We start from the raw sequence: 26,956 nt of genomic DNA, 5'->3' as shown, positions 1-26,956 counted from the left end.
ACACTCAAGTTTATGCAGGTCGATCCTGGAGTCAAGCCGGGAGCCGAGAACCTGAGTCGAGTCGGCTCAACTCTCAGGGCCCGCTTCCCGCCGTTCACCCGGACGCCCTACGGTGAGCGCATGACCGAACGCACCGGCCGCAGGACAGTCCTCGCGTGGGGACTGTGGGACTGGGGCGGATCCGCCTTCAACGCCGTCGTGACGACCTTCGTCTTCACCGTCTACCTCACCACCGACGGCCTGTTCGGCACTCCGAGCGGAGTCTCGGCCGCGCTGGGCTGGTCGCTCGCCGGAGCGGGCCTGGTGGTCGCGCTCATCGCCCCGCTCACCGGACGCCGGGCCGATCTGGGCGGACGCCGCCGCCTCTGGCTCGGGATCCACTCCGCGGTCGTCGTCGCGTGCATCCTGCTGATGTTCTTCGTGCGCCCCGACCCCGCGTACCTCTGGCTGGGTTTGGGACTGCTCGCCGTCGGCACCGTCTTCTTCGAGTTCGCGAGCGTCAACTACAACGCCATGCTCAGCCAGGTCTCGACGCGCGCCACGATCGGCCGCGTCTCGGGCTTCGGCTGGGGCATGGGCTACGTCGGCGGCATCGTGCTCCTGCTGATCGTCTACTTCGGCTTCATCTCGCCCGAGGTGGGGCTCTTCGGGGTCACCGGCGAGGACGGACTCGACGTCCGCGTCTCGATCCTGCTCGCGGGAGTCTGGTTCGCGGTCTTCGCGGTCCCGGTGCTCGTCTCGGTCCCCGAGCTGCCGGCGCGGGCCGGCGGGCGCGAGCGGATCGGCGTGATCGCCTCCTACCGCGCGCTGTTCCGCCAGATCCGGGCGCTCTGGGGCGAGAGCCGCAGCACCGTCGCGTTCCTGATCGCCAGCGCGGTCTTCCGCGACGGCCTGACCGGCGTCTTCACCTTCGGCGGCGTCCTCGCCCAGGGCACCTTCGGCTTCAGCGCCGGCGAGGTGATCCTCTTCGCGATCGCCGCGAACGTGGTGGCGGGAGTCGCCACCATCTCGGTCGGGGCTCTGGACGACCGGCTCGGCCCCAAGACGGTCATCGTGGCCTCGCTCGTCGGGCTCGTCGTCTGCGGCACGGCGGTCTTCGTCCTGCACGACGGCGGCGCCACCGTCTTCTGGATCTTCGGACTGCTGCTCTGCCTCTTCGTCGGGCCCGCCCAGTCGGCCAGCCGCAGCTATCTCGCCCGTCTGATCCCGGAGGGCCGCGAGGGCGAGATCTTCGGGCTCTACGCGACCACCGGCCGCGCCGCGTCCTTCCTCGCCCCGGCCGCCTTCGCGGCCTTCGTCTCGATCGCCGCGGCGGCCTCCGGCGGCGACGAGTCGAACGTGCAGTACTGGGGCATCCTCGGCCTCGTCCTCGTCCTCGCGGTCGGGCTGGTCCTCCTCCTGCCCGTCCGCCGGCCTCCGGCGAGCGCGCCCGCCGCGCCGTCCGCGCAGCAGGGCGCTCCGCTCCCCTAGAGTGTCTGAGCCGTCGCCCGACGGTGCAGCGCCGGCTCCGTCGGCCCGACCAGCGGAGGAGCGGCATGTCGCGGCGCACCACGGACGACGACGCCGCACGACGCGGACCCGAGCGGCACAGCCGCAGTGCCGAGCCCGCGGTCGACGCGCCCCTCACCAGCCCTGCCGACGACTGGCCGGTCGCCCCCGCGACTCCCGCGCGCGAGGCCGCCGCCGACCGTCCGGCGCCGATCCGCGTCAAGAAGAAGCGCCGCGTCTCCCGTCGGGTCCGACTCGCGAAGACGACGAAGCGGATCGGCTACGCCGCCCTCGTCGTCGCGCTCCTCGCCGGCCTCGCGGTCGTCGTGGCGCTCATCGTCGCGCCCCACCAGCTGTTCTGAGGCGCACCGGCCGTCCGGCCGGCGCTCAGGTCGCGAGCCAGAAGACGATCAGCAGCAGCGTGACCAGGAACCCGGTCAGGAAGTTCAGCGCGAGGAACCGCTTCCAGCCCGCGTTCGCCCGCTCGGCCTCCGAGTCGCTCAGCGAGCGGTACGGCCAGATGCTCACCGCGTAGGGCACCGCGAGCAGGGCGGCGAGCGTGCCGGGCCACGGCAGGAGCAGCAGGAGCAGCCCGCTCGCCGCGTACGCGCCGATGGCGAACCGCGTGGTCGCCTTCGCTCCGATGACGGTCGCGATGGACCCGATGCCCCCGGCACGGTCGGCGAGGATGTCCTGCACCGCTCCGAACGCGTGGCTGGCGATCCCCCACAGGAAGAACGCGACGAGCAGCGCCACCAGGGGCCCGGTCACCGTCGTGCCCGCCAGCGCGATGCCGTACACGGCGGGACTCACGAAGTGCGTCGCCGAGGTGAGGGAGTCGACGAACGGGCGCTCCTTGAAACGCAGTCCCGGTGCGCTGTAGGCGATCACGGCGAAGACGCTGACCGCGAGCACGAGCCACGAGAGCGGCGAGCCGAGCAGCACGAGAGCGATCAGGAACGGCACGTTCGTCGCGACCGCGGCGATCAGCGTCGCGCGGTGCTCGCTCCGGTCGAGGACCGCGCCCTCGACGCCGCCCTTGCGGGGGTTCCGAAGGTCGGACTCGTAGTCGAAGACGTCGTTGATGCCGTACATGGCGAGGTTGTACGGGATCAGGAAGTAGAGCGTGCCGAGCACGAAGGCGAGGTCGATCTCGCGCGTGGTCAGCAGGTACGCGGCCGCGAAGGGATAGGCGGTGTTGACCCAGCTCAGCGGCCGGCTCGAGACGAAGAGCGCGCGCAGGCGGTTCACGAGGGGCTCCGATCAGCACGGCGGCGGTCCGGGAGGATCGACCAGAGGGCGGGCAGGGCGACGGCCGCGGCGATCGCGTAGGCGAAGTCCTCGATCGGCGCGACGCCGATCCGCAGGCCCGAGATCAGGGAGTCGTCGTAGGCCACGAGCAGTCCCACTCCGATCATCACGTTGTCGAACACCGCGGTCATCACCAGCAGCACGACGAGCGTGCCCGCGAGGGCGCCGAGGCGCAGCCGCCCGCGGCGCAGGGCGATCACGAGGACCACCAGGACAACCGCGAGGAAGACGGCGTTCAGGACGAGGTACGTCATGCGGCCGCCTCCGCCCGCTTCGAGAGGGCCCCGTAGACGTCCATCGACAGGTAGCAGAGCAGCGTGAGGAAGAGGACCTCCTCGATCGGCAGCTCGGGAGCGAGCTGGAGCCCGGTCATGTACGGGGTCTCGCCGCGGAAGAACACGCCGAGCCCGATGCCGAACAGGTCCCAGATCAGGAAGAAGACGACGCCCGCGGGGAGCACGATCGCGGCCTTGCGCGCGTCGTTCCAGAAGAACAGCCCGAAGCGCCTGTCGAGCACGACCATCCCGGTGATCGAGACGGCGAGCGCGAGCAGGTAGACGACCCCCACCGGCTACTCCCCCGCGTCCGCGAGCACGGCGTCGCGCACCTCGGATCGGACGCTCGGAGCCACGGGGGCCCCCGGCGCCCCGCGCACCGGGAGCGGCTCGGTGGACACGTCGCCGCGGACCCGCTTGAGCATCACCTCGGCACTGATCACGCACATCGGGAGGCCGATGCCGGGGATCGTCGAGCTGCCGGCGAACAGGAGTCCGTCGACGCGGGCACTCGCGTTGCCGGCGCGGAAGAACGCGCTCTGCTTGAGCACGTGCGCCGGACCCAGCATCGAGCCGCGCCACGCTCCGAGATCGCTCTCGAAGTCGGCCGGTCCGATGGTGCGGCGGACGACCACGCGCTCGGCCAGGTCGGTCGCTCCCGTCCACGTCGCGATCTGGCGGATCGCCGCGTCGGCGATCGCCTCGACCCGGGCGTCGCCCCCGCCGTCGACGCCGCCGTGCCCGATCGAGGTGTCGGCGGGGATCGGGACGAGCACGAACAGGTTCTCGTGCCCCTCCGGAGCGACGCCCGGGTCGGTCGCACTCGGACGGCACACGTAGATCGACGCCGGATCGGGCACCGAGGGGCTCTCGCCGAAGATGCGGTCGAAGTTGTCGTGCCAGTCCTGCGTGAAAAGCAGGGTGTGGTGCTCGAGCTGCGGCAGCTCGCCGCGGACGCCGAGCAGGACGAGAACGGCACTGGGGCCGGGGTTGCGGTCCTCCCAGTACTCGGGCGGGAAGGTGCGCAGCTCGTCGGGCAGGAGGGACTGCTCGGTCGTGAAGAGGTCGGACGCGTTGACGACCAGCTCCGCGGGGAGGCGCTCGACGCCGTCCGGACCCTCGAACTCGACTCCGACGACCTCGGCGCCGCGGCGGCCGCCTCGGGGCGCGCGGGCCGTCAGGATCCGCGTGGCCGGCGACGACGTGCGGATCGTGACGCCCGCCTCCTCGCCGACCTCGGCGACGGCCTCGATCAGGCGCGTGAATCCGCCCATCGGGTAGAGCACGCCGTCGGCCAGGTCGAGGTGGCTCATCAGGTGGTACATGCTCGGAGCGTCGTACGGCGAGGAGCCGAGGAACACGGCCGGGTAGCCGAGGATCTGGCGCAGCCGGTTGTCGCTGACGGCCGTGCCCGCGAGCGAGTCGAGCGGAGTCAGCAGGAGCTTCCCGAGCGTCGCCGTGCGGGTCAGCACGTCCTTGCGCAGCAGCGGCAGGAACGAGGCGAAGCTGGTGTAGAGGAAGCGGCGCTTGGCGACCTCGTAGGTGTCGCGCGCCGACTCGAGGTAGGCGCGCATCCTCTCACCCGAGCCGGGCTCGACGCTCTCGAACAGGGCGATGTTCGACTCGAGATCGGCCAGGACGTCGATCGGCTCGTCGACGCCCTCGCTGTAGACGCGGTAGCCGGGGTCGAGCTTCACCAGGTCGAGGCGCTCGTCGGCGCTCGTGCCCATCAGTCGGAAGAAGTGGTCGAAGACCTCGGGCATGAGGTACCACGAGGGTCCGGTGTCGAAGCGGAATCCGTCGCGCTCCCACGACCCGGCGCGGCCGCCGACGACCTCGCGCTTCTCGAGAACGGTCACGCTCCAGCCGTCCCGCGCGAGCAGGGCGGCGGAGGCGAGCCCGCCGATGCCGCCGCCGATGACGACCGCGCGGTGCGGACCCGCCGCCGAGCGGCTCGCCCGGGCAGGGCCCCGTCCCAGCCGGGGCGCGAGGGTCGAGGCGGCCGCCCGGGCGGCGAGCGCGGCCTTCGTCGCCGTCGGCACGCTGACGCGGGCGCGCAGCAGCTCGTCGGCGGGCGTCTCGCGGATGCGATCGGCGAGGGCCTGGAAGAGCGAGTGCGCGAGCACGACCGCGCGGCGGCTCGAGCGCGGCAGCTCCGGGATGATCGCGGCGGCCTCGTCGAGGTCGGCGTCGAGGTCGGCGAGCAGGACCGCCTTGTCGTCCTCCGTGAAGGCGCGCGGATCGATGCCGGGGAAGTAGCTGCGGCCGAGGCCGTCCACGTCGGCGGCGAGGTCGCGCAGGAAGTTGACCTTCTGGAACGCCGAGCCCAGGCGGCGGGCGCCGGCCACGAGGCGCTCGCGGGCGACCGGGGAGACGTGACCCGCATCCTCCGCCGCGAGGAACACGTGCAGGCACATGAGGCCGACGACCTCGGCCGAGCCGTAGACGTAGCGCTCGAACGACTCGGGAGTGTGCACGGTCTCGCGCAGATCCGCGCGCATCGAGGCGAAGAAGGGCCGGGTGAGCTCGGTGCCGAATCCCGTGGCGCGGGCCGTGCGGGCGAACGCGTGCACCACGAGGTTCGAGCTGTAGCCGGAGGCGAGCGCGCGGTCGGTCTCGGCCTCGAACGCGTCGAGGGCCTCCTCGACGGCGGTCCGGTCGAGCTCGGCGGCCTCGGCGACCCCGTCGACGATCTCGTCGGCGACGCGCACCAGCGCGTAGACGTCCTCGACCCGCTCGCGCACGCCGCGGCCGAGCAGCCGCGTGGCGAGCCCGAACGACGTCGAGTAGCTCCGGATCACCTGCGCCGACGCCTCGTGCGCGACTCGGTCGTACAGTTCGCTCTGCCGGGTCATCGTGCCACCGTAGGGGTCGTGGGCGTGCGTGCGGTCATCGGGGCGGCGGGCCGCGCGTGGCGGCCCGGCGGAGCGGGGATCACCGGGTGCGCCCCAGCACGCTCGCCACGAGCGGGCGCACCTCGGCGCGGAACTCCTCCGACACGGCGGGTGTTCCGAGCGCCTCCCAGGCGCGGCTCGCGAAGTCGCCGGCGAGGGACTCGGCGAAGCCGCGGGCTCCGCACTCCTCGAGGATCCGGCGCACGCGCTCGGCGGTCTCGGTACCGAGGTGCTCGTCGCCGATCAGGCCCTCGATCTCGGGCCAGCAGTCGGTGCCGGCCGCATGCGCGATCAGGACGGTGCGCTTGCCCTCGCGGAGGTCGCCGAGCGTGGTCTTGCCGGTCTGCCCCTCCGAGCCGAAGACCCCGAGCAGGTCGTCGACGATCTGATAGGCGATGCCGATGCACCGGCCGAACTCGCCCAGTGCCTCGACGGCCTCGTCGGAGGCGCCCGCGAGGATCGCCCCGGCCTGCAGAGGAGCCTCGAACGAGTAGACCGCGGTCTTCAGGCGCTCCATCTCGAGCACCTCCTCGACCGAGGGCATGCCGGGCATGAGCGAGAAGTCGACGTCGGCGAGTTCGCCGGCGGCCGAGGCGAAGACGGCCTCGTCGAGCAGGGTCAGCAGGCGCGCGCGCACAGCGTCGTCGGCTCCGACGCCCTCGACCAGGCGGTGGGCGCCGGTGAGGGCGAGGTCGCCGGCGATGACCGCGACCGACGTGCCGCGGTGCTCGGCGATCGGGATCGACAGACCGGCGGTCGTCGCCTCGTCGCGGTAGCTGCCCGAGACGTTGGGGCCGCCGCGGCGCACGAAGTCGCGATCGATCACGTCGTCGTGGACGATCAGCGCGGTGTGCAGGAGCTCGAACGCGGCGCCGAGGTGGGCGGCAGCCTCGGAGTCGCGTCCGCCGTGCGCCTCGTACGCCGAGATGACCATGAGGGGGCGGAAGCGCTTGCCTCCGCGGGTGTTGGCCTCGAGGGTGTGCCAGAGGGTCGTGTACCGCGTCCCGAGCCGCTCCGCCCGGGCGCGCGCCAGGGAGAAGAACCGGTCGAGCACGGCATCGACGTGTTCCTGCCGCTTCCGGGAGAGAACCACGGGGTCGCGTGTATCCACGGTTCAGAGGCTAACAAGTTCGCTTGTCTAGCACTAAGCCGGCTGAGTTCCGCGGTCGTGCTTGACTTACAGCCATGACTTCGGGAGGAATCGCCGTGCGCGAGGACGAGATCGAGCAGGTCGTCCTGCTCGACGAGACGGGCGACGCCGTCGGCGTGGCCGACAAGGCGACGGTGCACGACACCGACACGCCCCTGCATCTGGCGTTCTCGTGCCACGTGTTCGCGCCCGACGGCGCTCTGCTCGTGACCCGCCGCGCGCTGGGCAAGCGCACCTGGCCCGGCGTCTGGACCAACTCGTTCTGCGGCCACCCGGCGCCGGGCGAGCGGATCGAGGACGCCGTCGTCCGTCGGGCGGAGCGCGAGCTCGGCGCCCGCCTCGAGACGCTCGAAGTCGCGCTGCCGGACTTCCGCTACCGCGCGATCGACGCCTCCGGGATCGTCGAGAACGAGATCTGCCCCGTCTACACCGCGACCCTGTCGAGCCGCGAGGCGCTGGCACCGCGCGCGGACGAGGTCATGGACCACGAGTGGGTCGACCCCGAGGCGACGCTGGCCGCCGTGCGCGCCGCCCCGTGGGCGTTCTCGCCCTGGCTCGTGCTGCAGCTGCCGCGCCTGCTGGGCTGAGCGGGGCGGCGACCGGCGCTGCCGCGTCAGTCGCCGTAGACGTCCGTGCGGTGGAAGTTCAGCGACGAGCGCGACGCCGTCGGGCCGCGCTGCCCCTGGTAGCGCGAGAAGTACTCCGCCGATCCGTACGGCTTCTCGGCGGGAGAGCTGAGCCGGAAGAAGCACATCTGCCCGATCTTCATGCCGGGCCAGAGCGTGATGGGCAGCGTCGCCACGTTGCTGAGCTCGAGGGTCACGTGTCCGGTGAATCCCGGATCGATGAAGCCCGCGGTCGAGTGGGTGAGCAGCCCCAGGCGTCCGAGCGAGCTCTTGCCCTCGAGGCGCGCGGCGATGTCGTCGGGCAGCGTGACCGCCTCGTACGTCGATCCCAGCACGAACTCCCCGGGGTGCAGGATGAACGGCTCGCCCTTCGGGGTCTCGACCAGACGCGTCAGATCGGGCTGGTCCTCGGCGGGGTCGATGTAGGGGTAGCGGTGGTTGTCGAACAGCCGGAAGAAGCGGTCGAGGCGCACATCGACGGACGACGGCTGGATCATCGCCGGATCGTGCGGTTCGAGTCCGACCCGGCCGGAGGAGAGTTCGGTCTGGATGTCGCGATCGGAGAGCAGCACGAGGCGATCCTAGGGCGTGCGGTGCTCGCCGCGACGTGGGGTGAGCACGGGGCTTGCTACGATGATCGAGTGCGCCTCCGAGGCGACGCGCGAGTGTAGTTCAATGGTAGAACTTCTGCTTCCCAAGCAGATGGCGCGGGTTCGATTCCCGTCACTCGCTCCACCTCCCCGCCCCTCCCCCGCCTGTTCTGGGGACCGTTCTCGGGCGACACGCCGACGCGATCGCCGCAGTCACGCGGATTCGGAGCCTCACCGGTGCAGGCTGGACGGGTGACAGAGCTCGTCCAGATCCCGTCGCCGGGCGTCGCCCTCGAGTACGGGCGCCCCGGCCGCCCGGTCGTCGTCGTGCTCCACGACGTGTTCGGCCGGCTGCCGTGGATGGAGCCCTTCGCCGAGGCCGTCTCGAAGCACGGCTACCACGTGCTCGTCCCCGACCTCTACGACGGATGGGCGACGCTCGCTCCGGAGGACGCGCGCGATCTCGCCGCGATGACCGCGCAGGACCGGGCGATGGCCGCGATCGCGGAGGCGATCCGCTCCGGAGCCGCCGAGGGAGCGCAGCGCAGCGCCATCGTGGGCTTCGGCTTCGGCGGCCGACTCGGGCTCCTCGCCGCCGCGACCGGGCTCGTCGACGCCGTCGTCGCCTACTACGCGACCCTCGGGCAGGAGGAGCACGCCCTCGTGCCCTGCCCGACCCTCCTGCACTACGCGGCGAGGGACGAGTGGCCGGACGGCGACGACCCGGAGTCGTTCGTCGGACGCCTCAAGGACGCGGGCACCCCGGTCACCGCGCACACGTACGCCGGCACGGTGCGGCACTTCGCGAACGGGACGCTGCGCGACGCGGTCGACCCTCCTCCGCCGCCCTGGCCTACGCCCGGACGGTGTCGTTCCTGAATCCCCAGCTCATCGACTACTGAGCCTGGGGGCGCTCAGCCGCGGACGTCGTGCAGGTGGTGCTGCACGTCGTGCAGGTAGTAGCGGGCCATCGTCTCGACCGTGAAGGTCGCACCGTCGCTGCGCCGACCGGGGCGCTGCCACTGACGACCCCGGACGCCCTCGAAGACACCGGCGATGAGGCCGGCCTCCTCGACGAGCTCGCGGCCGACCGTCGCCGGGTCCTGCTCGGAGTAGCGGTCCTCGACCGCGGTGACGTCCTGGTCCCAGTTCGGGAACAGCGGGTCGTCGCCCTCGAGCATCAGGCCCAGGCGCAGGCGGTAGATGCGGTGCACGTCGCGCACGTGCGCCGCGTACTCGAGCGGCGACCAGGTCTCGTCGTCGGGCCGCCCGACGGCGTCGTCGCGCTCGAGCACGTACGGCCACGCGGCGGCGTTCTCGCGGATGAGGTGCGGGACCTCGGACGCGTCGACGAGTGAGGCGTCGAAGCCGCACTCGGGCAGGGGCGCTCGGCGGCCCAGGTCCAGTCCTTGGTGTCGGGGGTGATCGGCATGAGCCCAGGGTAGGCCGCCCCGCCGACACGGGGCGGCGACGGACGGTCACGCCGCGACGCCCTCCTGCCACCCTCGACCGCGCTCAGCAGCGGGCGTGGGAGGTGAGGGTCGCGGTCCGCTCGCTCTCGGCGGTCCAGGGAAGACCGGGGAGGTCCGCCGCTCCCGCCGCAGCGCCCGCGTCCACCGCGATCGAGGCCAGGGCGCGCGCGGCGTTCGCGGCGAAGTCGGCTCCCGGGGTCGAGCTGTTGAACGACACGGCGACGGTGAGTCCCGATGCGGGATCGGAGTAGGCGGCCGTCACGAATCCGGGCGCGATGCCCGAGAAGCCCCTCAACGGACCGACCTGGTGGCCGCCGAGTCCGGCGAGCAGCCACGCGGGGCGCCCCTGCCCCTGCGGGACGGCGTCGGCCCAGACCGCGTCGCCCGACGGGGAGGCGGCGATCCCGGTCGCGAGCCGGCGCAGATCCTCGAGGTCGGTCACCGCTCCCCCGGCGGCGCCCAGCGCCGAGGGCGAGGCCTCGGTGAGATCGCGGCGCACGTCGCACCGCACCGCTCCGCTGCCCGGGTCTATCGCGGCCGCGTAGCCGCGCGGCGCGGGGGCGGGCAGCACGAGGTCGCCGGCGGAGGGGAGGGTCGTGCTGCGCAGGCCGTAGCGGGGCACGAGATACTCGTCGTAGAGGGAGGCGACGCTGCGGCCCGTCCGCTCGGACACGACGAGACCGGCGAGGAGCGAACCGGTGGAGGAGTCGGACCAGGCGGCTCCCGGGGCGGCGGACGGGGAGTGCACCTGCGCCGCCGAGATCAGCTCCATCGTCGGCCACTCCCGCTTCGGGTTCTGCACGATCGTGGGCCAGAGCGACGCGCGGAAGTCGGCGAGCCCGGAGGTGTGGGAGCAGAGCTGGCGGAGGGTCAGCCCCTCCAGGCCCGGGAGCGAGGTGAGCGACTCGGTGATGTCGGCGTCGAGCTCGACCCGGCCCTCCTCGGCGAGCGCCACGACGACGTCGCAGGTCATCGCCTCGGTGCCGCCCGTGCCGAGCCGCACGTGCGCCTCGGTGGTGAGAGGAGTGGGATCGCCGTCGCCGACGACTCCGATCGCGCCCTCCCAGCCGCCCGCCCAGGGCGACCAGACCCCCGCGACCGCGCCCGTCGCTCCCGCGGCTCCGCGGGCCTCCTCGAGGAACCCCGAGAGGGCGACCGCGAGCTCGTCCGGCACCGGGCCGGGCTGCGCGTCCTCGACGACGGAGGGGGTCCCCCGGTGCACCCGGCGAGCGCCAGGACCAGTGCGGGCACGACGGCAGCCGCGACCCGTCTCCGCTTGCGACGCACGACCATGACCCTCGGCTCCCCCGGACATCCTCTGGAACGGACCCCACTGTACGTGCGCGATCCGCTGCCCAGGAGACGACTGCGCGCGCCCCGCGCGTTCGTGTCCGGACCGTGATGCGAGCAGTCCACCCCGTTTCCAAACCATCCGGAGCCGGGCTACGAAGAGAGGGTGTCGGCACAGGGCCGTCATGCGAAGGAGGTCCAGTCATCATGCGCAGATCCCCCAATCGTCTGCTCGCCACCCTCTTCGGAGCGGTGTACGTGCTCGTCGGACTGCTCGGCTTCGTCGTGACCGGCGGCGTCGAGTTCCTCGCGACCGAGGGCGGTCTGCTCCTCGGGATCTTCGAGGTGAACCCGCTGCACAACATCGCGCACCTGCTCATCGGCGGCGCGCTGCTGATCGGCGGCCTCTCGAGCGTTCCCGCGGCGAAGTCCGTCAACACCGTCGTCGGAGCCGCGTACCTGCTGCTCGGAATCGTCGGCTTCTTCGTCGAGAACACCGCCGTGAACGTCCTCGCCCTCAACACCGCCGACCACTTCCTCCACCTCGGCAGCGCGATCGTGCTGCTCGGAGTCGGTCTCGGCACCGAGAAGACGACGCGGTCGCGAGCAGCGACCGTCTGACCCGGGCGGCATCCGCCGCCCCCTCCAGCTCCGTCCGCCGCGGGCCCGCCGTTTTCCGCGGCGGACGGACTCCACGGCCCCGGACGACACGATGCGGTGTGTCGATCCGGGGCCCCCCTCTCGTTCCGGAGGCTGCTGTGAACCCGATCGTCCGCGGCTGGGCCGCCTTCGGCGCTCTCGGCGCCGGTCTCGTCCACCTCTCCCTCGCCTCGGTGCGCGACGACGCCGCGCTGGTGCCGCTCGTCCTGCTCGGGGCGGGAGAGCTCGTGTGGGCCCTCGCCGTCCTCGGTCGCGGACGGATCGTGGTTCCGCGCATCGCACTCGTCGTCGTCTCGGCGACGGTGGCCGGGTCGATCCTCGCGGTCACGGCCGGGCTCGTCCGCGATCCCCTCCCCGCGCTCGCGGGCGGCGTCCTCCAGCTCGCCGCCGCGGCGATCGTCGCACTCTCCCTCCGCCGCACCGCAGCCCCCGAGCGGCAGGTCCCCGCCGGCCGCACCGTGATCGGGCTGCTGGCCGGCGCCCTGGTGGTCTCCGCGCTCGCGACGCCCTCGATGGCAGCGACGGCCGGCGGCTCCGGCGGCATGGGCGGCATGCACGGTGTGGTGGAGGACGGGCACGGGCACTGACGGGCACGGACTCCGTCGGGCGCGGACTCTGGTCTCCGCCCTCCCTCTCGGCTAAGGTTAGGCCAACCTAAGAAGCCGATCGGAGGCCGTCGTGTCGAACGTCATCCCGTTCTCGCAGGCGCTCCGCGAGCGCATCGGGCAGTCCGGAGCCGTCGACGACGAGGGCGCCGCCTTCATGACCGCCCTGATGACGGGTGCAGGCAGCCGCGACGACTACATCGCGTTGGTCTCGCAGCACTACTTCGTCTACGAGGCGCTCGAGGCCGTCGCGGACCGGATGAGCGAGGACCCGGTCGCGGCGCCCTTCATCTCGGCCAAGCTCACCCGCCTTCCCGCGATCGCCGAGGACCTCCGCTTCCTGATCGGCGAGGACTGGCGCGAGCGCATCCGCCCCCTCCCCTCGACCGCGGCCTACGTCGAGCGCATCACGACCGTCGCGAGCGGCTGGAGCGGCGGATTCGTGGCGCACCACTACACGCGCTACCTCGGCGACATGTCGGGCTGCAGCATCGTGCGCGCCCTGCTCCAGCGCCGGTTCGGCTTCGAGACCAACGGAGTCGGGTTCTACCTCTACGGCGAGATCGCGACGCCGTCGGAGTTCCGCGCCGTCTACCGCGAGCAGCTCGACGCGGTCGACTGGGACGACGCCGAGCGCGACCGCGTCATCGCCGAAGTGGCGGAGGCGTACCGGCTCACCACCGAGCTGTTCCGCGACCTCGCCCGCTCGCGCGTCGCGGCCTGACCGCCGCTCCTCGAGCCGACGGGTCACGCGGTGGTGGAGTCGCCCTCCGGCGTCGCGACGGCGGCCGGCTCGGCGCGCCGCTCGGACATGAAGCGCAGCACGTCCTTGTCAACGATGATGTCGCTGGGCCGCAGGGCCGCGTGAGGTAGAGCCCCTCGAGACTCGTGATGCGGCTCAGCGCCACGTAGGTCTGGCCGGGCGCGAAGGCGCGCTGGCCGAGATCGACGACCGCGGAGTCGTAGGTCTTGCCCTGCGACTTGTGGATCGTCACCGCCCAGGCCAGGCGCAGCGGGAACTGCGCGAACTCGGCCACGATCTCGCGGGTGAGCTTCTTGGTCGCCGCCGAATAGGAGTAGCGGTAGCGCTCCCACGTGGCCGGCTCGACCTCGTGCACCTCGCCGTCCACCTCGACCCAGACGGTGCCGGCCACCTTCGTGACGATGCCGATCGTGCCGTTCACCCAGCGCTGCTCCGCGTCGTTGCGGAGGAACATCACGTGCGCGCCGATCTTGAGCTCGAGGTTCTGGTCGGCCGGATAGGTCCTGCCGCCGAAGTCGCCGCTGATCTCGGCCGTCGCCGTCTTGAGCGGGCCCTTGAGGCGTGCGAGCGCGGTCTGGTTGATCCGGTTGACGGTGTCGTTGCGAGTCGCGAGGGTGATGGAGCCGTCGGTCGGCGGAGTGCGGGCGCCCGCCTCGTTGAGGACGTCGGCGATCTCCTTCGTCACCATCCCGAAGCGCACCGCGTTGAGCATCCACTTGAAGCGCTCGTCGCTCTGCCGATGGATGCGGCCGAGCTCGATGATCCGCAGCGGCGCCTCCTGCCAGACCAGGGCGTCGAAGAACCACAGGGAGCGGTAGCGGTCGGCGAAGTAGGCGCGCTCCTCGGGGTCGCCCGGAACGGGAGCGAGCTGGAACGGGTCGCCGAAGAGGACGACCTGGACGCCTCCGAAGGGCTCGGACCGGCGCTGCCGGGCCTGGCGGAGGCTGCGGTCGATGCCGTCGAGCAGATCGGCGTTCACCATCGAGATCTCGTCGATCACGAGGGTGTCGATGGTGTTGAGGAGCTTGCGCAGCTCGGGGGTCTGATCGAGATCGGAGTCGGCGATCACGCCGATCGGCAGTCGGAACAGCGAGTGGATCGTCTGCCCGCCGACGTTCAGCGCCGCGACCCCGTGGGAGCGCAGATGACGATCTGCTTGCCGGTGTGCCAGCTGAGGTGGTTCAGCAGGGTCGACTTGCCGGTGCCGGCGCGCCCGGTGACGAACAGGTGCTCGCGGGTGTTCTCGATGAGGTCGAACACCCGCTGCTGCTCGTCGGAGAGGGTCGGCTGGGTCACCGGTCCACTGTACCCGCGGCGGTGGGGCCGCGATCGGGGACGGAGGCGGCTCCGGGCGCCGTCCCCCTGGGGAGGAGCGTCAGCGGCGCTTGCCGAGCGCGGCGAGCCGCTCGTTGTAGTCGTTCAGCTCGGCGTCCCCGGTGCGGTCGGCCTGGCGGTCGCGGCGCTTGGTCTCGCGGTCGTCGGACCTGCTCCACATCACGGCGACGACGATCGCCAGTGCGAGCGTGGGGATCTCGCCGATGCTCCAGGCGATGCCGCCGGCCGCCTGCTGATCGGCGAGGGCGCTCGTGCCCCAGCCCATCGCTCCGTACCAGTCGGCGAGGAGCAGCCCCTCGCCGGTCATCAGCGCGAGGCCGAAGAACGCGTGGAACGCCATGGTGCCTAGCAGGAGCAGCAGCCGCATCGGATAGGGCACCTGGTGCGAGGACGGGTCGACGCCGATCAGGACGCTCACGAAGAGGTAGCCGGTGATCAGGAAGTGCACGATCATCCACTCGTGGCCGATGTGGTCCGTGGTCGCCCAGCGGAACAGCGGCGAGTAGTAGAACGCCCAGAGCGAGCCGACGAAGAGCAGGGCGGCGACGATCGGATGCGACACGATCGTGCCGAAGCGCGAGTGGACCGCGAGCAGCACCCACTCGCGAGGTCCCCGGGAGCCGTCGGTGCGGCGGACGACCGCGCGGGCGATGAGCGTCACGGGGGCCGCGGGCACCAGCAGGAGCGGGACGGCCATGGTGAGCACCATGTGCGAGAGCATGTGCGCGCTGAACAGGTACTTCTCGTAGGCGTTCACGCCGCCGTTGGTGATGTACGCCAGCAGGAGCATCCCCGCGATCCACAGCACGGTCCGGAGCATCGGCCAGGAGTCGCCGCGGCGGCGCAGGCGCAGGACGCCGGCGACGTAGAAGGCGATGCCGAAGCCGCAGACGAGCAGCCAGATCAGGTCGACGTTCCAGAGGGTGGCGAAGTTCAGCGCGCTCGGGGCGGGCGGGAGCGGCTCGCCGGTGAGGAGCTCGGCCGGGGTCGGGTCGGTCAGCTGCGTGGCGGCGACCTGGTCGACGGGAGTGGCGGTGCGGGCGAGCGCCGCCGCGACTCCGGACGCGATGCCCATGAAGGCGACCTCGGCCGCGACGAGCCACCAGAAGCTGCGGCCGCCCGCGCCGCCGGCGGTGCGCATCCGCTCGATGAGGACGCGGCGCTGCACGACGCCGAAGAGGCCCAGCGCGATCAGGGCGGCGACCTTCACGAGCACGAGGATCCCGTAGCCCGTCAGGATGTTGTCGAGGGTCGCGAGCCGCAGCTCGGCGCTGAGGTAGCCCGACGCCGCCACGACCACGAAGCTGACGAGCGCGAGACTCGAGTAACGCTGGACGACGGGGAGCAGGCGCGCGCCGTCGAGGAGGGGCCTCAGCACGATGATCGTGACGAGACCGCCGAGCCAGATCGCGGCGAAGACGAGGTGCAGGCCGAGCGCCGTGACCGCGGCGTCGTGCCCCGCGGATCCCGCTGCGTGGCCCTGCTGCGCCATCGGCAGGAGGGTGAGCAGCGCGACCCCGGTGACGAAGACGAGCGCCGTCTGGTTGCGCACGGCGAAGCAGAGCACCGTGACGACGGCGGCGAGCAGCGTGGTGACGAGCCAGGCCTGGCCGACCTCGATGCTGCCGATGAAGTAGCTGAGCTTGGTGCCGAAGTCGCGGTCGAAGCTCAGCGGCGTCTGCGTGACGTTGAGGAAGGTGAAGAAGCCGGTGACCGCCGCGGCGGCGGCGAGGAAGGCGGCGCCGGCGGCGGCGACGTCGAGGGCCACCGTGTACTCGGTGCGCTGCTCGACGGGTCCCTCGGGGGTGGCGGACCGGGAGGCGCGCGTCGCGCTCGCGCGCGGGCTCAGCGCGAAGAGCGCGAGCACCAGGGCGCCGATCATCCCGGCGGCGCCGAGGTTGACCGCGAGCTTCGCCACGGGGAGGCCGTAGCGGACCACGGGACCCGGGTCGTTCAGGAGGGGGGCCGCGGCTCCCCGGCCGAAGGCGAGTGCCGCGAGGAGGGCGAGGAGCGCGGCCGCGACGAGCAGCAGCGCGGGCCCCGCGATCCGGACGGTTCGATTCACCCGTCAAGCCTACGTTCCCCGGCTGATCGCGAGCCGCGTCGCACCGGTTCCGGAGACGACGAAGGCCCCGGCGCGATGCCGGGGCCCTCGTCGTGGAGCCGTGCTACTTCGCGGCGGCCTTGAGCTTGGTGCCGGCCGAGACCTTGACCGAGTGGCCGGCCGCGATCTGGATGGTCTCACCGGTCTGCGGGTTGCGGCCGGTGCGCGCGGCGCGGGAGGTGCGCTCGACGGCGATCCAGCCGGGGATGGTGACCTTCACGTCGTTGGAGACGGAGTCGGCGAGGGTGGAGAAGAGCGAGTCGAGGACGCCGTTGACGGCGGCCTGGCTCTGGCCGGAGTCCGCGGCGATCTTCGCGACGAGCTCGGTGCGGTTGAGCGACTTGTCAGCCATTGGAGTGTCCTCCCAGGACGTTCGTGCTGTTCGGAACAGCTGGTGGTTGTGGATCGTCCTCGGCCGGGGACGGACTCCCTCAACCGGTCGGACCGTCCGTAACCTACCAGCCCGACCCGCCAATGCACGTGATTCCGGGGCCGAGAACCCCGGAATCACGCCGATCGGCGCCTCCGGTGGCCCGCGGAGGGGCTCCTCGCCCTCCCCAGGCGCCCGATCGCGGTGCGCCTCCACCGATCCGCGAGCAAGGGCTTCGCACCCTCCGCCGCCTCGCGAGGATCGGGCCATGTCGATCAGCCTCCTGCCCCTGCTCCCCTCCTCCACCGCCGTCGCCCGACCGTACGCGGTCGCTGCGTCCCGGCGGGCCCCGCTCCTCGCGCGGCTCGGTCCACCGCGCGAGCCGGGTCTCACGGCGCTGGGCCTGGGGCTGCTCGCCCTCACCTCCTCGGTGCATCCGCTCTGGACCGTCCCGTCGATCGGGCTCGCGGTCGGGGCGATCGCCGTGGCCGTGCTGGCGCTGCTGCGCGCCGGGGAGCGGCGGCAGGGCGCGGTCGGCGCCGCGGCGGCGCTCCTCGCGCTCGCGATCGCGTCGGTGACGGTGCCCGCCACCCTCGAGGGCGCTGCCGCCGTCCTCGCCTGGATCGGGAGCCTGCGCCCGTGAGCGCGCGCACGCCTCGCACGGTCGTTCCTCCCGGCCTCGCGCACGGCTCGCTCCCCGGCCACGGCTCGGGGCGCGGCCAGGAGGCGTCAGTACACTCGCGACGTCGCGCAGCCGAGCGCGGCGGGAGGGCGGCAGGGATGGCGCAGACGACGGACGGCTGGATCACGACGGCGATCTGGTGGCAGGTCTACCCGCTCGGGTTCACGGGCGCCGAGACCACGGCCGCCGAGGCTCCCGAGGCCGCGCAGCACCGGCTCCCCGCCCTCCTGCCCTGGCTCGACGACCTGCTCGCCCTCGGCTGCAACGGGCTCCTGCTGGGCCCGGTGTTCGCCTCGAGCACCCACGGGTACGACACCGTCGACCACTTCCGGGTCGACCCGCGCCTGGGAGACGAGGGCGACCTCGACGCACTCCTCGCCGCCTGCCGCGAGCGCGGCATCCGCGTGCTCTTCGACGGGGTCTTCAACCACGTCGGGCGCGAGCACCCGTGGTGGCGCGAGGCGGTGGCGGCGGGTCCCGGGTCCGCGGCGGCCGCGCGGTTCTCGCGGAGCGACTCCGCCCGCGAGGTCGACGGACTGCGCGTCGACGTCTTCGAGGGGCACGAGGCGCTGGTCGAGCTCGACCACTCGAACCCCGAGGTCTCGGCGTACGTCTCCTCCGTCCTCGCGCACTGGCTCGAGCGCGGGATCGACGGCTGGCGGCTCGACGCCGCGTACGCGGTCGCCCCCGCCGCATGGCATGCGGCGATCGACCCGGTGCGGGAGCGGTTCCCCGAGGCGTGGTTCGTCGGCGAGGTCATCCACGGCGACTACGCCGGGTACGTGCGGGAGTCGGGCCTGGACTCCGTGACCCAGTACGAGCTCTGGAAGGCCGTGCGCAACTCCCTCGAGGAGCTCAACCTCTTCGAGCTCGCCTGGTCGCTGAAGCGGCACGACGAGTTCCTCGACGTCTTCCTCCCCCTCACCTTCGTCGGCAACCACGACGTGACCCGGATCGCGAGCGCGGTGACGGACGAGCGCCACCACGCCCACGCGGTCGCGATCCTCGGGTTCGTCGGGGGCGTGCCGAGCATCTACTCCGGCGACGAGCGGGGCTTCGAGGGAGTAAAGGAGGAGCGCGTCGGAGGCGACGACGCGATCCGACCGGCCTTCCCGGCCGATCCGGCGAGCGCGCCGGGCGGCGAGGCGTACCGGGCCCACCAGGAGGTCGTCGCGTTCCGGCGCCGGCACCCGTGGCTCGTGCACTCGCGCACCCGGGCCGTCGATCTGACGAACACCGCGGTGCTCCTCGCCGCGGAGGGACCCGACGGCGAGTCCGCCCGACTCGCGCTGAACCTGGGCGACGACGCGGCGAGCGTCGGCGGCGTGGAGGTCGGCGGCCACTCCTGGCTCCTGCTCGACTGATCCGGCCGGCGGTATCCTCTCCTCATCCCAGGACGGAGCGTGCCGCCCGGCGCGGCCGGTGCGCACGAGGCAGGAGCAGGGCATGCAGGACGAGATCACGGGGCACGACGCTCCGCAGGGGGTGCCGGCCGGGCTCGGCGCCGGCTTCGGCGAAGGACTCGGCGAGGGACTGGGCGAGGCCCTCGACGCTCCCGCCGATCCGGTGAGCGACCCCGGACCGGGCGAGCGGAGCGGCCTGTCGAGCCGGATCGCCGAGGAGCTGCTCGACGACGTGCCCGAGGACCTCGCCGCTGCCGGAGCCGCAGTGCGCGCCCCCGCACCCGACCTCGCGCGCGCGGTCGAGATCGAGGACCCGTCACGGGCGGTCGGCGACGATCCGGAGAAGCCGATCCACGGCTCCTTCGCCGAGGAGTTCGAGCGGCGCTGACGCCCGTCCGCGCCCCGCGGCCGCTCCGATCGCCGCTCGGGCCGGGACTCAGCCCGCGACGGCCTCGAGCGACTCGTCCGACTCGAGCGACTCGTCCGCCGGCAGCAGCGACGCGTGCAGGAAGCGCACGAGGGAGAGCAGCAGCAGCTCCTTCGAGTCGGCCCGGCGGTACTCGTGGCCCTCGCCGTCGAGCTGCAGGTACGAGACCGGCCGGTCCAGCGCCTCGAGGGCGGCCACGATCTGCGTCGCCTCGCCCAGCGGGACGTTGGTGTCGAGCTCGCCGTGCACCACGAGCAGCGGCACGTCGATGGCGAACGCCCGTCCGAGCGGCGACAGCTCCTCGAGGAGCTCGGCGTCGTACTCCGGGTGGCCGTACTTCGTCACCGCGGCCGAGGCGATCCACGGCTCGGTGTCCCGGTAGAAGGTGAGGAGGTGCGACATGCCGCAGATGTCGACCCCGGCCGCGAAGACCCCCGGCGAGAACGCGAGCGAGGCGAGCGTGAGGTAGCCGCCGTAGGAACGGCCCGTGACGGCGATCCGCGAGCGGGCGGCGACTCCGGAGTCGACGAGGTGGTCGGCGGCGGCGAGCACGTCCTGGAACGCCCCGTACCGGCGCTCGACGTCGTCGGCGTGCACGAAGTCGCGGCCGAAGCCAGAGGAGCCGCGCACGTTCGGGGCGAAGACCGAGACGCCCGAGGCGGCGACCGCCTGGTGCTGCGCCGAGAAGGTCGGCCGCTCCTGCGACTCCGGTCCTCCGTGCAGGCTCAGCATCGCGGGACCGGGGCCCTCGGCACCGGGTGCGCGGTACAGCCAGCCCGACAGCTCGAGTCCGTCGCGGCCGGTGAACCGCTCGAGGGTGGGCACGACGAGCGCCGCGGCCGGGAGCGGCGGCACCCGGGTGATGCGCGACCACTCGTGGGTCGCGGTGTCCATCCGCCACAGCTCGCGCGGTCGCTCCGGACCCTCGACGCCGAGGACCACCGAGCTGCCGTCGCGCGAGAGGACCGGAGTGGTCGCGACCAGGCCGGGCAGACCCGAGACGGGGACGCGCTCACCGGTCAGGGTGTCGAACAGCTCGATCTCGCTGGACCCGGCCACGTTCCACACGAGCATCAGCAGGTGCCCGGCGTCGTCCGCATCCAGGCCCTCGAGCTCGGCGTCGTCGCGGGCGGCGAGGCGGCGGATGCGCCCGCGCCAGCCGTCGGGCCCCAGCGGCATCGCGACGAGCTGGCGCCGCGGCAGGTCGACGTCGGTCGCGAGGTACGCCACGATCGGGCTCTCGTTGTCGTTCAGCGGAGCGGGGCGCAGGAACGCGACGTCCGTGGATCCGGTGCCGGAATCGGGCAGCAGCGGGTGGTTCTCGTCGGTCAGGCGGTCGACGACGGAGCAGCGCTGATGGCCGCGCTGGCCGTCGCGGACCACGACGAGCCGCTCCTCCGTCGAGAGGTCGAGGACCGAGATGAGGTCGCCGTCGACGAGCGGGCGGCGGTCGGCGGTGACCGGATCGACGAGGAAGGACCGGGTCGGCTGCTCCGGCTCGGCGGACGGCACGGTCACGACGACGTGGTGCCCGCTCCTGGTCCAGGGCCCGAGCTCGGCGTGGGCGTCGCGCGAGCCCGCGATGCGCTTGGCGTCGGAGCCGTCGGGGCGGACCACCCAGACCTGCGTGCGCACGCCGCCGTCGGTGGCGACCAGGCAGGCGAGCCAGGCGGAGTCGGCCGACCACGAGACCTCGAGCACCGGGTCCTCCGTGAAGCGGATGCAGTGCGCCTCCGGAGGCTCGCCGTCGATCACGACGTCCTGCACCCAGACCTCGGGGGCGCCGCCGCGATCACTGATGAACGCGGTGCGGGCGGCGTCCGGGGTCATCGTCGGGCCCCAGCTGCCCCAGGCGTGGACGAGGTCGAGACCGAGGTGCTCTGCGGCGACGAGCCGGGATGTCGCGGTGGAGGTCATGGCCTCCATCCTCCGGCACGGGCGGCGACGGGTGTTCCGCGAGGGGCGAACGCCGCGCGAACACTGCGTCGACGGCGCGCGGGTCAGCCGACGCCGTGCTCCTGCAGCCACATCTCGAGGAGGGCGAGCTGCCAGAGCTCGTTCGAGCCCAGCCGAGTGCGGGTCTCGTTCGGCGCGGCCAGGCGCGCCTCGACGACGGCCGGGTCGAAGATCCCCCGCGCGCGGGCCGACGGATCGGTGAGGGCGGCGCGGACGCGCTCGAGGTACGGGCCCTCGAGCTGCCGGATCGCGGGCACCGGGAAGTAGCCCTTCCGGCGGTCGATCACCTCGTCCGGGACGATGCCGCGGACGGCGCGCTTGAGCACGCCCTTGCCGCCGTCGGCGAGCTTGAGCTCCGGAGGGATCCGCCCGACCAGCTCGACGAACTCGTGATCGAGGAACGGCACGCGGGCCTCGAGTCCCGAGGCCATCGTCATGTTGTCGACGCGCTTCACGGGGTCGTCGACCAGCATGACCGTGGTGTCGTTGCGCAGCGCGGCGTCGACGGAGGTGTCGGCACCGGGGCGGCCGAACCGCTCGGCGACGAAGGCGGTCGCCGCGTCCTCGCCCCGCCACTCCGGCCGCAGCAGCGCCTGCAACTCGGGGAAGCGGCGATCGAAGAACACCGAGGCGTAGGCCTCGGCCGCCTCGGCGCGCGGAACGCCGGCGAGCGGCGGATACCAGTCGTAGCCGCCGAGCACCTCGTCGGCGCCCTGGCCGGACTGCACCACCTTCACGTGCTGCGCCACGTCCTGGCTGAGCAGGTAGAACGCGACCGCGTCGTGCGACACCATCGGCTCGCTCATCGCGCGGACGGCTCCGTCGATGCCGGGCAGGAGCCTCGACGAGTCGATCCGGATGCGGTGGTGATCGGTGCCGAAGCGCTGGGCGACGAGCGTCGAGTACTCGAACTCATCGCCGGACTCGCCGCCCGAGGAGTCGAAGCCGATGGAGAAGGTCTGCAGTCCGGACTGCCCCGCCTCGGCCAGGAGGGCGACCACGAGGCTCGAGTCGATGCCGCCCGAGAGGAGCACCCCCACGGGCACGTCGGCGACCATCCGCCGCTCGACCGCCGTGCGGAACGAGGCGATCAGCGCCTCCTGCCAGTCGCGCTCCGACCAGTCGGCGCGCTCGGGATCGCGGGTGAAGACGGGCTCCCAGTAGACGCGCTCGCGGCTCGTGCCGTCGGGCTCGATCACGCGGACGGTCGCGGGGGGCAGCTTCGTCACTCCGGCGAGGATCGTGCGCGGAGCCGGCACGACCGAGTGGAAGCTCAGGTAGAGCATCAGGGCGGTGCGGTCGATCGAGGTGTCGGCGACGCCACCCGCGAGCAGCGCCTGCACCGTGGAGGCGAAGCGGATCCGCTCCCGCGTCTCGTCGAGGTAGAGCGGCTTGATGCCGAGCCTGTCGCGGGCCATCACGACGCGCCCCGACTCGTGCTCGACGATCACGAAGGCGAACATGCCGAGGAACCGGTCGACGCAGTCCTCGCCCCACTGCGCGTAGGCCTTCCCGATCACCTCCGTGTCGGAGTGGGAGAAGAAGCGGTGCCCCTTCGCCTCCAGCTCGGCACGCAGCTGCCGGTGGTTGTAGATGCAGCCGTTGAAGACGATCGAGAGCCCGAGCGCCGCGTCGACCATCGGCTGGGAGCCGGCGACCGACAGGTCGATGATCGACAGCCGTCGGTGCGCGAGGGCGACCGGGCCGCGCGCCCAGACGCCGTCGCCGTCCGGACCGCGATGGGTCAGGCATCCGCTCATCCGGTCGACCGCGGCCACCTCGGCCCGGCGGCCGTCGAGCCGGATCTCGCCCGCGAGTCCGCACATGTCGAGGCCCTCACGATCCAGGTGTCCTTCGCGCCGCCGCCGCGGGACGAGTTGACGATCATGCTGCCCTCGGCCGCGACGCGGGTCAGGGCCAGGTCCGCGAGACGCACGTCGGCGGCTCCGGTGCCCGTGACGAAGACGAACGCGCGCAGGTCGACGTGGCGGGGCTGCAGCTCGGTGCCCGAGAAGGACGGCAGCGACGAGAGCCGCACGACCTCCTGCGCGACCCAGCCGCGGGGATCCGCGGCGATCGCCGCTCGGCGCTCCGCGACGCGGGCCGCGGGAGCGGAGGGGCCGATCATCACGCCGCGACCGCCGTAGCCGTCGACCGGCTTGGTGACCAGCTCGCCGACGCGCTCGAGGACGATGCGGCGCTCGGCCTCGTCCTCGGGCCGGTAGGTCGGGACCGACTCGAGCAGGGGGCGCTCGTCGAGGTAGTAGCCGATGAGCTCGGGGACCGCGCAGTACAGCGCCTTGTCGTCGGCGATGCCGTTGCCGGGCGCGTTCGCGAGGAACACCCCGCCCTCGGCCGCGACGCCGACGATCTCGCGGCCGAGCGGCCGGCCGCCCAGGGCGAGGTCGGCGAGCTCGTCGTCCAGGCGCAGGTAGAGCACGTCGACCTGCGTGCCGGAGGCGACGACGCGGCCGTCCACCACGTCCAGATCGCCGAGCTCCAGCAGGAGCATGCCGGCACCCTCGGCGAGGCGCCGGTGCTCGAACCACGCCGCGCTCCCGGGGCCGCTCGAGAGCAGAGCGAGGACGCTGTCGCGGCCGTCGGAGCGCCGGGATCCGGCCGCGAGGGTGCGGCGCAGGTCGTCGAGCGCGCCGGCGGGATCGACGAGTCCGGCGGGGCGGGGCAGATCGGGCACGAGGTCGTCCAGCAGGGAGCGGATGCCCATCGCGTAGGCCAGTCCGCTGGGGTTGCGGAGGTTGTCCTCCAGCACGCGCCAGCCGCCGAACTCGTTGCGCACCAGGTCGAAGCCCATGACCGGTCCGCGCACCGCGCCGCGCGGCAGCCGGGTCGCCTCCTCCCGCCAGCCCGCAGTGCCCGCGGGTCGGCGCACGACGCCGTCGCGGACGGCGCGGCCCTCGCCGTAGACGTCCTGCAGGAAGCACTCGAGGGCGCGGGCGCGCTGCTCCAGGCCGGCGGCCAGCTCGCTCCACTCGTGCGCCTGCAGCACGCGCGGGACGAGGTCGACGGGGAAGGGCCGGTCCTCGTCGCCGAGGCGGAAGGTGATGCCCGCGTCGAGCACGCGCTGATCGCGCGCCCCGTGCAGCTCGACGAGCCGCTCCGGCCCGAGACCGCGGAAGTGCTCGAGGATCGGCTGGTAGGCGGTGCGCGGACGCCCGCCGGTCGCCACGGCCTCGTCGCCCGCGCGGACGCGGTAGGTGCGCAGGCTCGGCGCGGGGAGGGTGGGACCGCTGGAGGGCCCGTGGGTCTCGGCGACGACGGAGTCGACGACCGACTCGAGCGTGCCGTGCTCGGCGAAGACCGCGCGCTGGCGGTCGGCCGAGTTGCCGCGGGCGATCAGCGCCTCGGCGAGCGCGCGCACCTGCTCGAGGTCGCCGAGCTCGTCGAGCGCGGGCTGGAGCCGCGCGATCAGGCTGCGCAGCGCCTCCGCGGCGGGAACGGGGCGCGGGTGCTCGGTGTGGTCCAGGAGCTGGCCGGCGAGCCCTCCGCGCGCGGCCTGCCAGGTCGCGGCCCGCTGGATCGGCGGAGGGGTCGAGCGGAACGGCCGGCCCGCTTCGATGTCGAGCTCGGCGGAGCGGACGAGTCCGCGGAAGAGACCCGCGATCAGGACCGCGTCGTCGACGAGCGGCATGGCGTCGCAGACCCGCAGCTCGAGGGTCGGCGCGTGGGAGGAGGGGCGCACGTCGAAGTAGGCCATCTTCGAGTCGGCGATCACGCCGGTCGCGATCAGGTCGTCGAGGAGGCGGTCGTACTCGGCGGCGGAGGCGAGCGGGCCGGTGGCCCCCGCGCTCGGCCAGCGCTGCCAGATGATCGTGCGGATGCTGGCGTAGCCGGTGTCCTGGCCGTTCCAGTACGGACTGCTCGCGCTGGCCGACAGCAGCACGGGCAGGTCGCGGCCGATGCGCTGCGCGATCTGCACGGCGAGCTCGCGGTCCGAGACGCCGACGTGGATCTGCGTGCCGCAGATCAGCTGCTCGTCCACGAGCATCCGGTACTGCTCCTGCATGCGGCCGTAGCGGCCGGTGCTCGTGAGCTCGAAGTCCGTGTGCTCGGACCGGGGGGCCGTTCCGACGGCGGCGATGCCTATGCCGTCGGGGGCGGCGGCGTCGATGACGGCCCTGCGGAGGGAGAGGAGCTGCTCGCGCAGTCCGTCGAGCGAGTCGACGACCGGCGTGTTCGTCTCGACCGTGGTCCGCTGCAGCTCCGCCGAGAAGTTGTCCTTCGGCAGGCGCGCCAGCACCTGGGGTGCGTGCGCGGAGAGCTGCTTCGTCTCGAGGTCGATCAGGTGGAGCTCTTCCTCCGCGCCGAGTGTGAGTTCTGCGCGCATGCGCCCACCGTACGGCGCTCATGTTTCGGGGAGGTACGGGTTGCCCGGAGGCGGCGGAGGTGCGGGGGTGTCGGACGGCCGTCGGCAGGCCGAGCCCCTCGACGACCGGCCCGGGAACCGGCGACCAGGACGCAGTCGGCGGGATCGGCGTCGTCGAGGCCGTGGTGCGCCGTCGCCGCCGCGGTTCAGAGCGCGGCCGGATCGCCCTGCTGCGCGGCGCGCTCGGAGGCCTCGCGCTCGAGCACCTCGGGGTCCGGCACGATGCGGCCCTGGTGCACGCCGGTGAAGAACTCCGCGCTCAGCACGCTCCGCTCGATCTCGAACCAGCCGGAGGTCCAGCCCGAGCCGAGGGGGTTCTCGGCATCGAGGAGCACGTGCCCCGGAGTGGCGCCGCGCCCGAGGGCCGCCGCCACCGAGCGGTCGGGGTCGTACAGCGCATGCTCGACGAGCGGGGCGAACACCTCGTGGGCGGCGAAGTCCTCGGGACGGCCCAGGAAGACGGGCACGAGCTCCTCGCCCTCGCGCAGCCCGTTGGGCCACCAGCGGAAGCGCTCGACCAGCTCGTGGCAGGAGATGCAGGAGGGCGAGAAGACGACGAGATGGGTGGGCGGTGACGCGAACTCGGCGAGCGGGATCCGCTCCCCCGAGGCGGTGAGGAGCGCGAGCCGGGAGGAGGCGTCGATCGGGACGGAGGCGGCCGCGCGCCGGTCGCGCACCAGGACGAGCGCGACGGCCAGCGCCGCCGAGACAACGGCCGGGATGCCGACCACCGGCACGGTGCCGGGCGCGAGGGGACCGAGGAGGCCCGCGAGGGCGAGGGCGGCGAGAGCGGAGTTGCGTGCGACGGTGCGCCCGCTCATCCGCGACTCGCCCAGGCCGCCGAAGCACTCGCACTCGACGGGCTCCGGCGCCCGAGCGGCGCGGATCGCCACGACGAGGAACGCGCCGTAGAGGACGAGTGCGGCGGCGAGGGCGGCGCGGTGCAGCGGCGCGGGGAGCAGCACGACGGCCAGGCCCAGGGCGATCTCGGCGACCGGGACCGTGCGAGCGAACAGCGGGGAGCGCGAGAGGAGGGCGGGCAGTCCGAGGGCCCGGAGCGAGTCGCGGAACCGCTCGGTCCGGCCGAGCTTGAGCGCTCCGCTGACGACGAGGACGGTACCGGCGCACCAGCCGGCCAGCGCGAGCAGCACCGCGAGCATCCGTCCTCCTC

24 protein-coding genes, 1 tRNA gene and 1 pseudogene are annotated in these 26,956 nt (G+C 72.8%); 11 read left to right on the top strand and 15 right to left on the bottom strand.

Annotation, left to right across the window (positions count from 1 at the left end; translation table 11 throughout):
• Positions 1–120: 120 nt before the first annotated feature.
• On the top strand, positions 121–1,470 hold the full coding sequence (locus AC0CID_RS17040) for an MFS transporter (RefSeq protein WP_465227753.1): 1,350 nt from the start codon (positions 121–123) through the stop codon (positions 1,468–1,470).
• A 65-nt stretch (positions 1,471–1,535) separates the two neighbouring features.
• Positions 1,536–1,850 carry a hypothetical protein gene (locus AC0CID_RS17035; protein WP_465227752.1) on the top strand — a complete coding sequence of 105 codons (315 nt, stop codon included), beginning with the start codon at positions 1,536–1,538 and terminating at the stop codon, positions 1,848–1,850.
• Positions 1,851–1,875: 25 nt separating this feature from the next.
• Here AC0CID_RS17035 and AC0CID_RS17030 read toward each other — a convergent pair whose 3' ends face one another.
• From AC0CID_RS17030 to AC0CID_RS17010, 5 genes are all read right to left on the bottom strand, one after another.
• Complete coding sequence (locus AC0CID_RS17030) at positions 1,876–2,739, bottom strand: prenyltransferase (protein WP_465227751.1); 864 nt, start codon at positions 2,737–2,739, stop codon at positions 1,876–1,878.
• Positions 2,736–3,053, bottom strand: coding sequence for a lycopene cyclase domain-containing protein (locus AC0CID_RS17025; RefSeq protein ID WP_207403091.1), 318 nt, complete (start codon positions 3,051–3,053; stop codon positions 2,736–2,738). Before AC0CID_RS17025 ends, AC0CID_RS17030 begins: the two co-directional genes overlap by 4 nt.
• Positions 3,050–3,367 (bottom strand): lycopene cyclase domain-containing protein, encoded by a 318-nt coding sequence (locus tag AC0CID_RS17020; protein WP_207403092.1) that lies wholly within the window; start codon positions 3,365–3,367, stop codon positions 3,050–3,052. The genes AC0CID_RS17025 and AC0CID_RS17020 overlap by 4 nt, the downstream gene beginning before the upstream one ends.
• 3 nt (positions 3,368–3,370) lie before the next feature.
• A complete protein-coding gene (gene crtI, locus AC0CID_RS17015) occupies positions 3,371–5,929 on the bottom strand; it encodes a phytoene desaturase family protein (RefSeq protein WP_465227750.1) in 2,559 nt (852 codons plus the stop codon).
• A gap of 79 nt (positions 5,930–6,008) precedes the next feature.
• Positions 6,009–7,061 (bottom strand): polyprenyl synthetase family protein, encoded by a 1,053-nt coding sequence (locus AC0CID_RS17010; protein ID WP_207403094.1) that lies wholly within the window; start codon positions 7,059–7,061, stop codon positions 6,009–6,011.
• 92 nt (positions 7,062–7,153) lie between these two features.
• Between AC0CID_RS17010 and idi the strand changes: the two genes are divergently transcribed.
• A complete protein-coding gene (gene idi, locus AC0CID_RS17005) occupies positions 7,154–7,705 on the top strand; it encodes an isopentenyl-diphosphate Delta-isomerase (protein WP_465227749.1) in 552 nt (183 codons plus the stop codon).
• 26 nt (positions 7,706–7,731) lie between these two features.
• Here the strand turns inward: idi and dcd are convergent, their stop codons facing one another.
• Positions 7,732–8,316, bottom strand: coding sequence for a dCTP deaminase (gene dcd / locus AC0CID_RS17000; protein WP_465227748.1), 585 nt, complete (start codon positions 8,314–8,316; stop codon positions 7,732–7,734).
• Positions 8,317–8,405: 89 nt separating this feature from the next.
• Between dcd and AC0CID_RS16995 the strand changes: the two genes are divergently transcribed.
• Together AC0CID_RS16995 and AC0CID_RS16990 are read left to right on the top strand one after the other, a co-directional pair.
• Positions 8,406–8,479 (top strand) — tRNA-Gly (locus AC0CID_RS16995).
• Positions 8,480–8,586: 107 nt separating this feature from the next.
• Positions 8,587–9,213, top strand: coding sequence for a dienelactone hydrolase family protein (locus tag AC0CID_RS16990; protein ID WP_465227747.1), 627 nt, complete (start codon positions 8,587–8,589; stop codon positions 9,211–9,213).
• A gap of 35 nt (positions 9,214–9,248) precedes the next feature.
• On the opposite strand, the gene AC0CID_RS16985 is transcribed toward AC0CID_RS16990, so the two are convergent.
• Both AC0CID_RS16985 and AC0CID_RS16980 read right to left on the bottom strand, forming a co-directional pair.
• Positions 9,249–9,629, bottom strand: a complete 381-nt coding sequence (locus AC0CID_RS16985) for a DinB family protein (RefSeq protein WP_465227746.1) — start codon at positions 9,627–9,629, stop codon at positions 9,249–9,251.
• 220 nt (positions 9,630–9,849) lie between these two features.
• The gene (locus AC0CID_RS16980; protein WP_465227745.1) at positions 9,850–11,028 is read right to left on the bottom strand and encodes a serine hydrolase domain-containing protein; all 1,179 of its coding nucleotides are present in this window, start codon (positions 11,026–11,028) and stop codon (positions 9,850–9,852) included.
• Positions 11,029–11,303: 275 nt separating this feature from the next.
• Here AC0CID_RS16980 and AC0CID_RS16975 point away from each other — a divergent pair, with 275 nt between their 5' ends.
• The 3 genes from AC0CID_RS16975 (at position 11,304) to AC0CID_RS16965 (ending at position 13,085) form a co-directional block, all read left to right on the top strand.
• Positions 11,304–11,717: a DUF4383 domain-containing protein gene (locus tag AC0CID_RS16975; protein WP_251944949.1), complete on the top strand. Its 414-nt coding sequence runs from the start codon at positions 11,304–11,306 to the stop codon at positions 11,715–11,717.
• 137 nt (positions 11,718–11,854) lie between these two features.
• Positions 11,855–12,343: a hypothetical protein gene (locus tag AC0CID_RS16970; RefSeq protein WP_465227744.1), complete on the top strand. Its 489-nt coding sequence runs from the start codon at positions 11,855–11,857 to the stop codon at positions 12,341–12,343.
• A gap of 91 nt (positions 12,344–12,434) precedes the next feature.
• Positions 12,435–13,085, top strand: coding sequence for a biliverdin-producing heme oxygenase (locus AC0CID_RS16965; RefSeq protein WP_207403102.1), 651 nt, complete (start codon positions 12,435–12,437; stop codon positions 13,083–13,085).
• 23 nt (positions 13,086–13,108) lie between these two features.
• Here AC0CID_RS16965 and AC0CID_RS16960 read toward each other — a convergent pair.
• The 3 genes and pseudogenes from AC0CID_RS16960 to AC0CID_RS16950 all read right to left on the bottom strand — a co-directional run bounded on the left by AC0CID_RS16960 (position 13,109) and on the right by AC0CID_RS16950 (position 16,915).
• Positions 13,109–14,420 (bottom strand): annotated as a pseudogene (locus AC0CID_RS16960) (ATP-dependent DNA helicase).
• A 79-nt stretch (positions 14,421–14,499) separates the two neighbouring features.
• Entirely contained in the window at positions 14,500–16,524 is a 2,025-nt protein-coding gene (locus AC0CID_RS16955; RefSeq protein WP_465227743.1) for a bifunctional copper resistance protein CopD/cytochrome c oxidase assembly protein, read from the bottom strand.
• 103 nt (positions 16,525–16,627) lie between these two features.
• Positions 16,628–16,915 (bottom strand): HU family DNA-binding protein, encoded by a 288-nt coding sequence (locus AC0CID_RS16950; RefSeq protein ID WP_055786347.1) that lies wholly within the window; start codon positions 16,913–16,915, stop codon positions 16,628–16,630.
• Between the two features lie 286 nt (positions 16,916–17,201).
• On the opposite strand from AC0CID_RS16950, the gene AC0CID_RS16945 reads away from it, so the two are divergent.
• The 3 genes from AC0CID_RS16945 (at position 17,202) to AC0CID_RS16935 (ending at position 19,406) form a co-directional block, all read left to right on the top strand.
• Entirely contained in the window at positions 17,202–17,576 is a 375-nt protein-coding gene (locus AC0CID_RS16945) for a hypothetical protein (RefSeq protein ID WP_465227742.1), read from the top strand.
• Between the two features lie 137 nt (positions 17,577–17,713).
• Positions 17,714–18,979 (top strand): alpha-amylase family glycosyl hydrolase, encoded by a 1,266-nt coding sequence (locus tag AC0CID_RS16940; protein ID WP_465227741.1) that lies wholly within the window; start codon positions 17,714–17,716, stop codon positions 18,977–18,979.
• Positions 18,980–19,061: 82 nt separating this feature from the next.
• A complete protein-coding gene (locus AC0CID_RS16935; RefSeq protein ID WP_207403107.1) occupies positions 19,062–19,406 on the top strand; it encodes a hypothetical protein in 345 nt (114 codons plus the stop codon).
• Positions 19,407–19,454: 48 nt separating this feature from the next.
• Here AC0CID_RS16935 and AC0CID_RS16930 read toward each other — a convergent pair whose 3' ends face one another.
• The 4 genes from AC0CID_RS16930 to AC0CID_RS16915 all read right to left on the bottom strand — a co-directional run bounded on the left by AC0CID_RS16930 (position 19,455) and on the right by AC0CID_RS16915 (position 26,945).
• Positions 19,455–21,362, bottom strand: coding sequence for a S9 family peptidase (locus AC0CID_RS16930; protein ID WP_465227740.1), 1,908 nt, complete (start codon positions 21,360–21,362; stop codon positions 19,455–19,457).
• A gap of 83 nt (positions 21,363–21,445) precedes the next feature.
• Positions 21,446–23,227 carry an N-acetylglutaminylglutamine amidotransferase gene (locus AC0CID_RS16925; RefSeq protein WP_465227739.1) on the bottom strand — a complete coding sequence of 594 codons (1,782 nt, stop codon included), beginning with the start codon at positions 23,225–23,227 and terminating at the stop codon, positions 21,446–21,448.
• Positions 23,158–25,746, bottom strand: a complete 2,589-nt coding sequence (locus AC0CID_RS16920) for a glutamate--cysteine ligase (RefSeq protein WP_465227738.1) — start codon at positions 25,744–25,746, stop codon at positions 23,158–23,160. The genes AC0CID_RS16925 and AC0CID_RS16920 overlap by 70 nt, the downstream gene beginning before the upstream one ends.
• Positions 25,747–25,931: 185 nt before the next feature.
• Positions 25,932–26,945: a MauE/DoxX family redox-associated membrane protein gene (locus AC0CID_RS16915; protein WP_465227737.1), complete on the bottom strand. Its 1,014-nt coding sequence runs from the start codon at positions 26,943–26,945 to the stop codon at positions 25,932–25,934.
• Positions 26,946–26,956: the final 11 nt, after the last annotated feature.

Source organism: Rathayibacter sp. AC451 (assembly GCF_979253095.1).
This window is presented reverse-complemented; position numbering and strand designations above follow the sequence as displayed.

Coding starts and splice junctions, on each gene's coding strand:
- AC0CID_RS17040 (WP_465227753.1), top strand. CDS start 121: ATGACCGAACGCACCGGCCGCAGGACAGTCCTCGCGTGGGGACTGTGG.
- AC0CID_RS17035 (WP_465227752.1), top strand. CDS start 1,536: ATGTCGCGGCGCACCACGGACGACGACGCCGCACGACGCGGACCCGAG.
- AC0CID_RS17025 (WP_207403091.1), bottom strand. CDS start 3,053: ATGACGTACCTCGTCCTGAACGCCGTCTTCCTCGCGGTTGTCCTGGTG.
- crtI (WP_465227750.1), bottom strand. CDS start 5,929: ATGACCCGGCAGAGCGAACTGTACGACCGAGTCGCGCACGAGGCGTCG.
- idi (WP_465227749.1), top strand. CDS start 7,154: ATGACTTCGGGAGGAATCGCCGTGCGCGAGGACGAGATCGAGCAGGTC.
- AC0CID_RS16975 (WP_251944949.1), top strand. CDS start 11,304: ATGCGCAGATCCCCCAATCGTCTGCTCGCCACCCTCTTCGGAGCGGTG.
- AC0CID_RS16950 (WP_055786347.1), bottom strand. CDS start 16,915: ATGGCTGACAAGTCGCTCAACCGCACCGAGCTCGTCGCGAAGATCGCC.
- AC0CID_RS16945 (WP_465227742.1), top strand. CDS start 17,202: ATGTCGATCAGCCTCCTGCCCCTGCTCCCCTCCTCCACCGCCGTCGCC.
- AC0CID_RS16940 (WP_465227741.1), top strand. CDS start 17,714: ATGGCGCAGACGACGGACGGCTGGATCACGACGGCGATCTGGTGGCAG.
- AC0CID_RS16935 (WP_207403107.1), top strand. CDS start 19,062: ATGCAGGACGAGATCACGGGGCACGACGCTCCGCAGGGGGTGCCGGCC.
- AC0CID_RS16930 (WP_465227740.1), bottom strand. CDS start 21,362: ATGACCTCCACCGCGACATCCCGGCTCGTCGCCGCAGAGCACCTCGGT.
- AC0CID_RS16925 (WP_465227739.1), bottom strand. CDS start 23,227: ATGTGCGGACTCGCGGGCGAGATCCGGCTCGACGGCCGCCGGGCCGAG.
- AC0CID_RS16920 (WP_465227738.1), bottom strand. CDS start 25,746: ATGCGCGCAGAACTCACACTCGGCGCGGAGGAAGAGCTCCACCTGATC.
- AC0CID_RS16915 (WP_465227737.1), bottom strand. CDS start 26,945: ATGCTCGCGGTGCTGCTCGCGCTGGCCGGCTGGTGCGCCGGTACCGTC.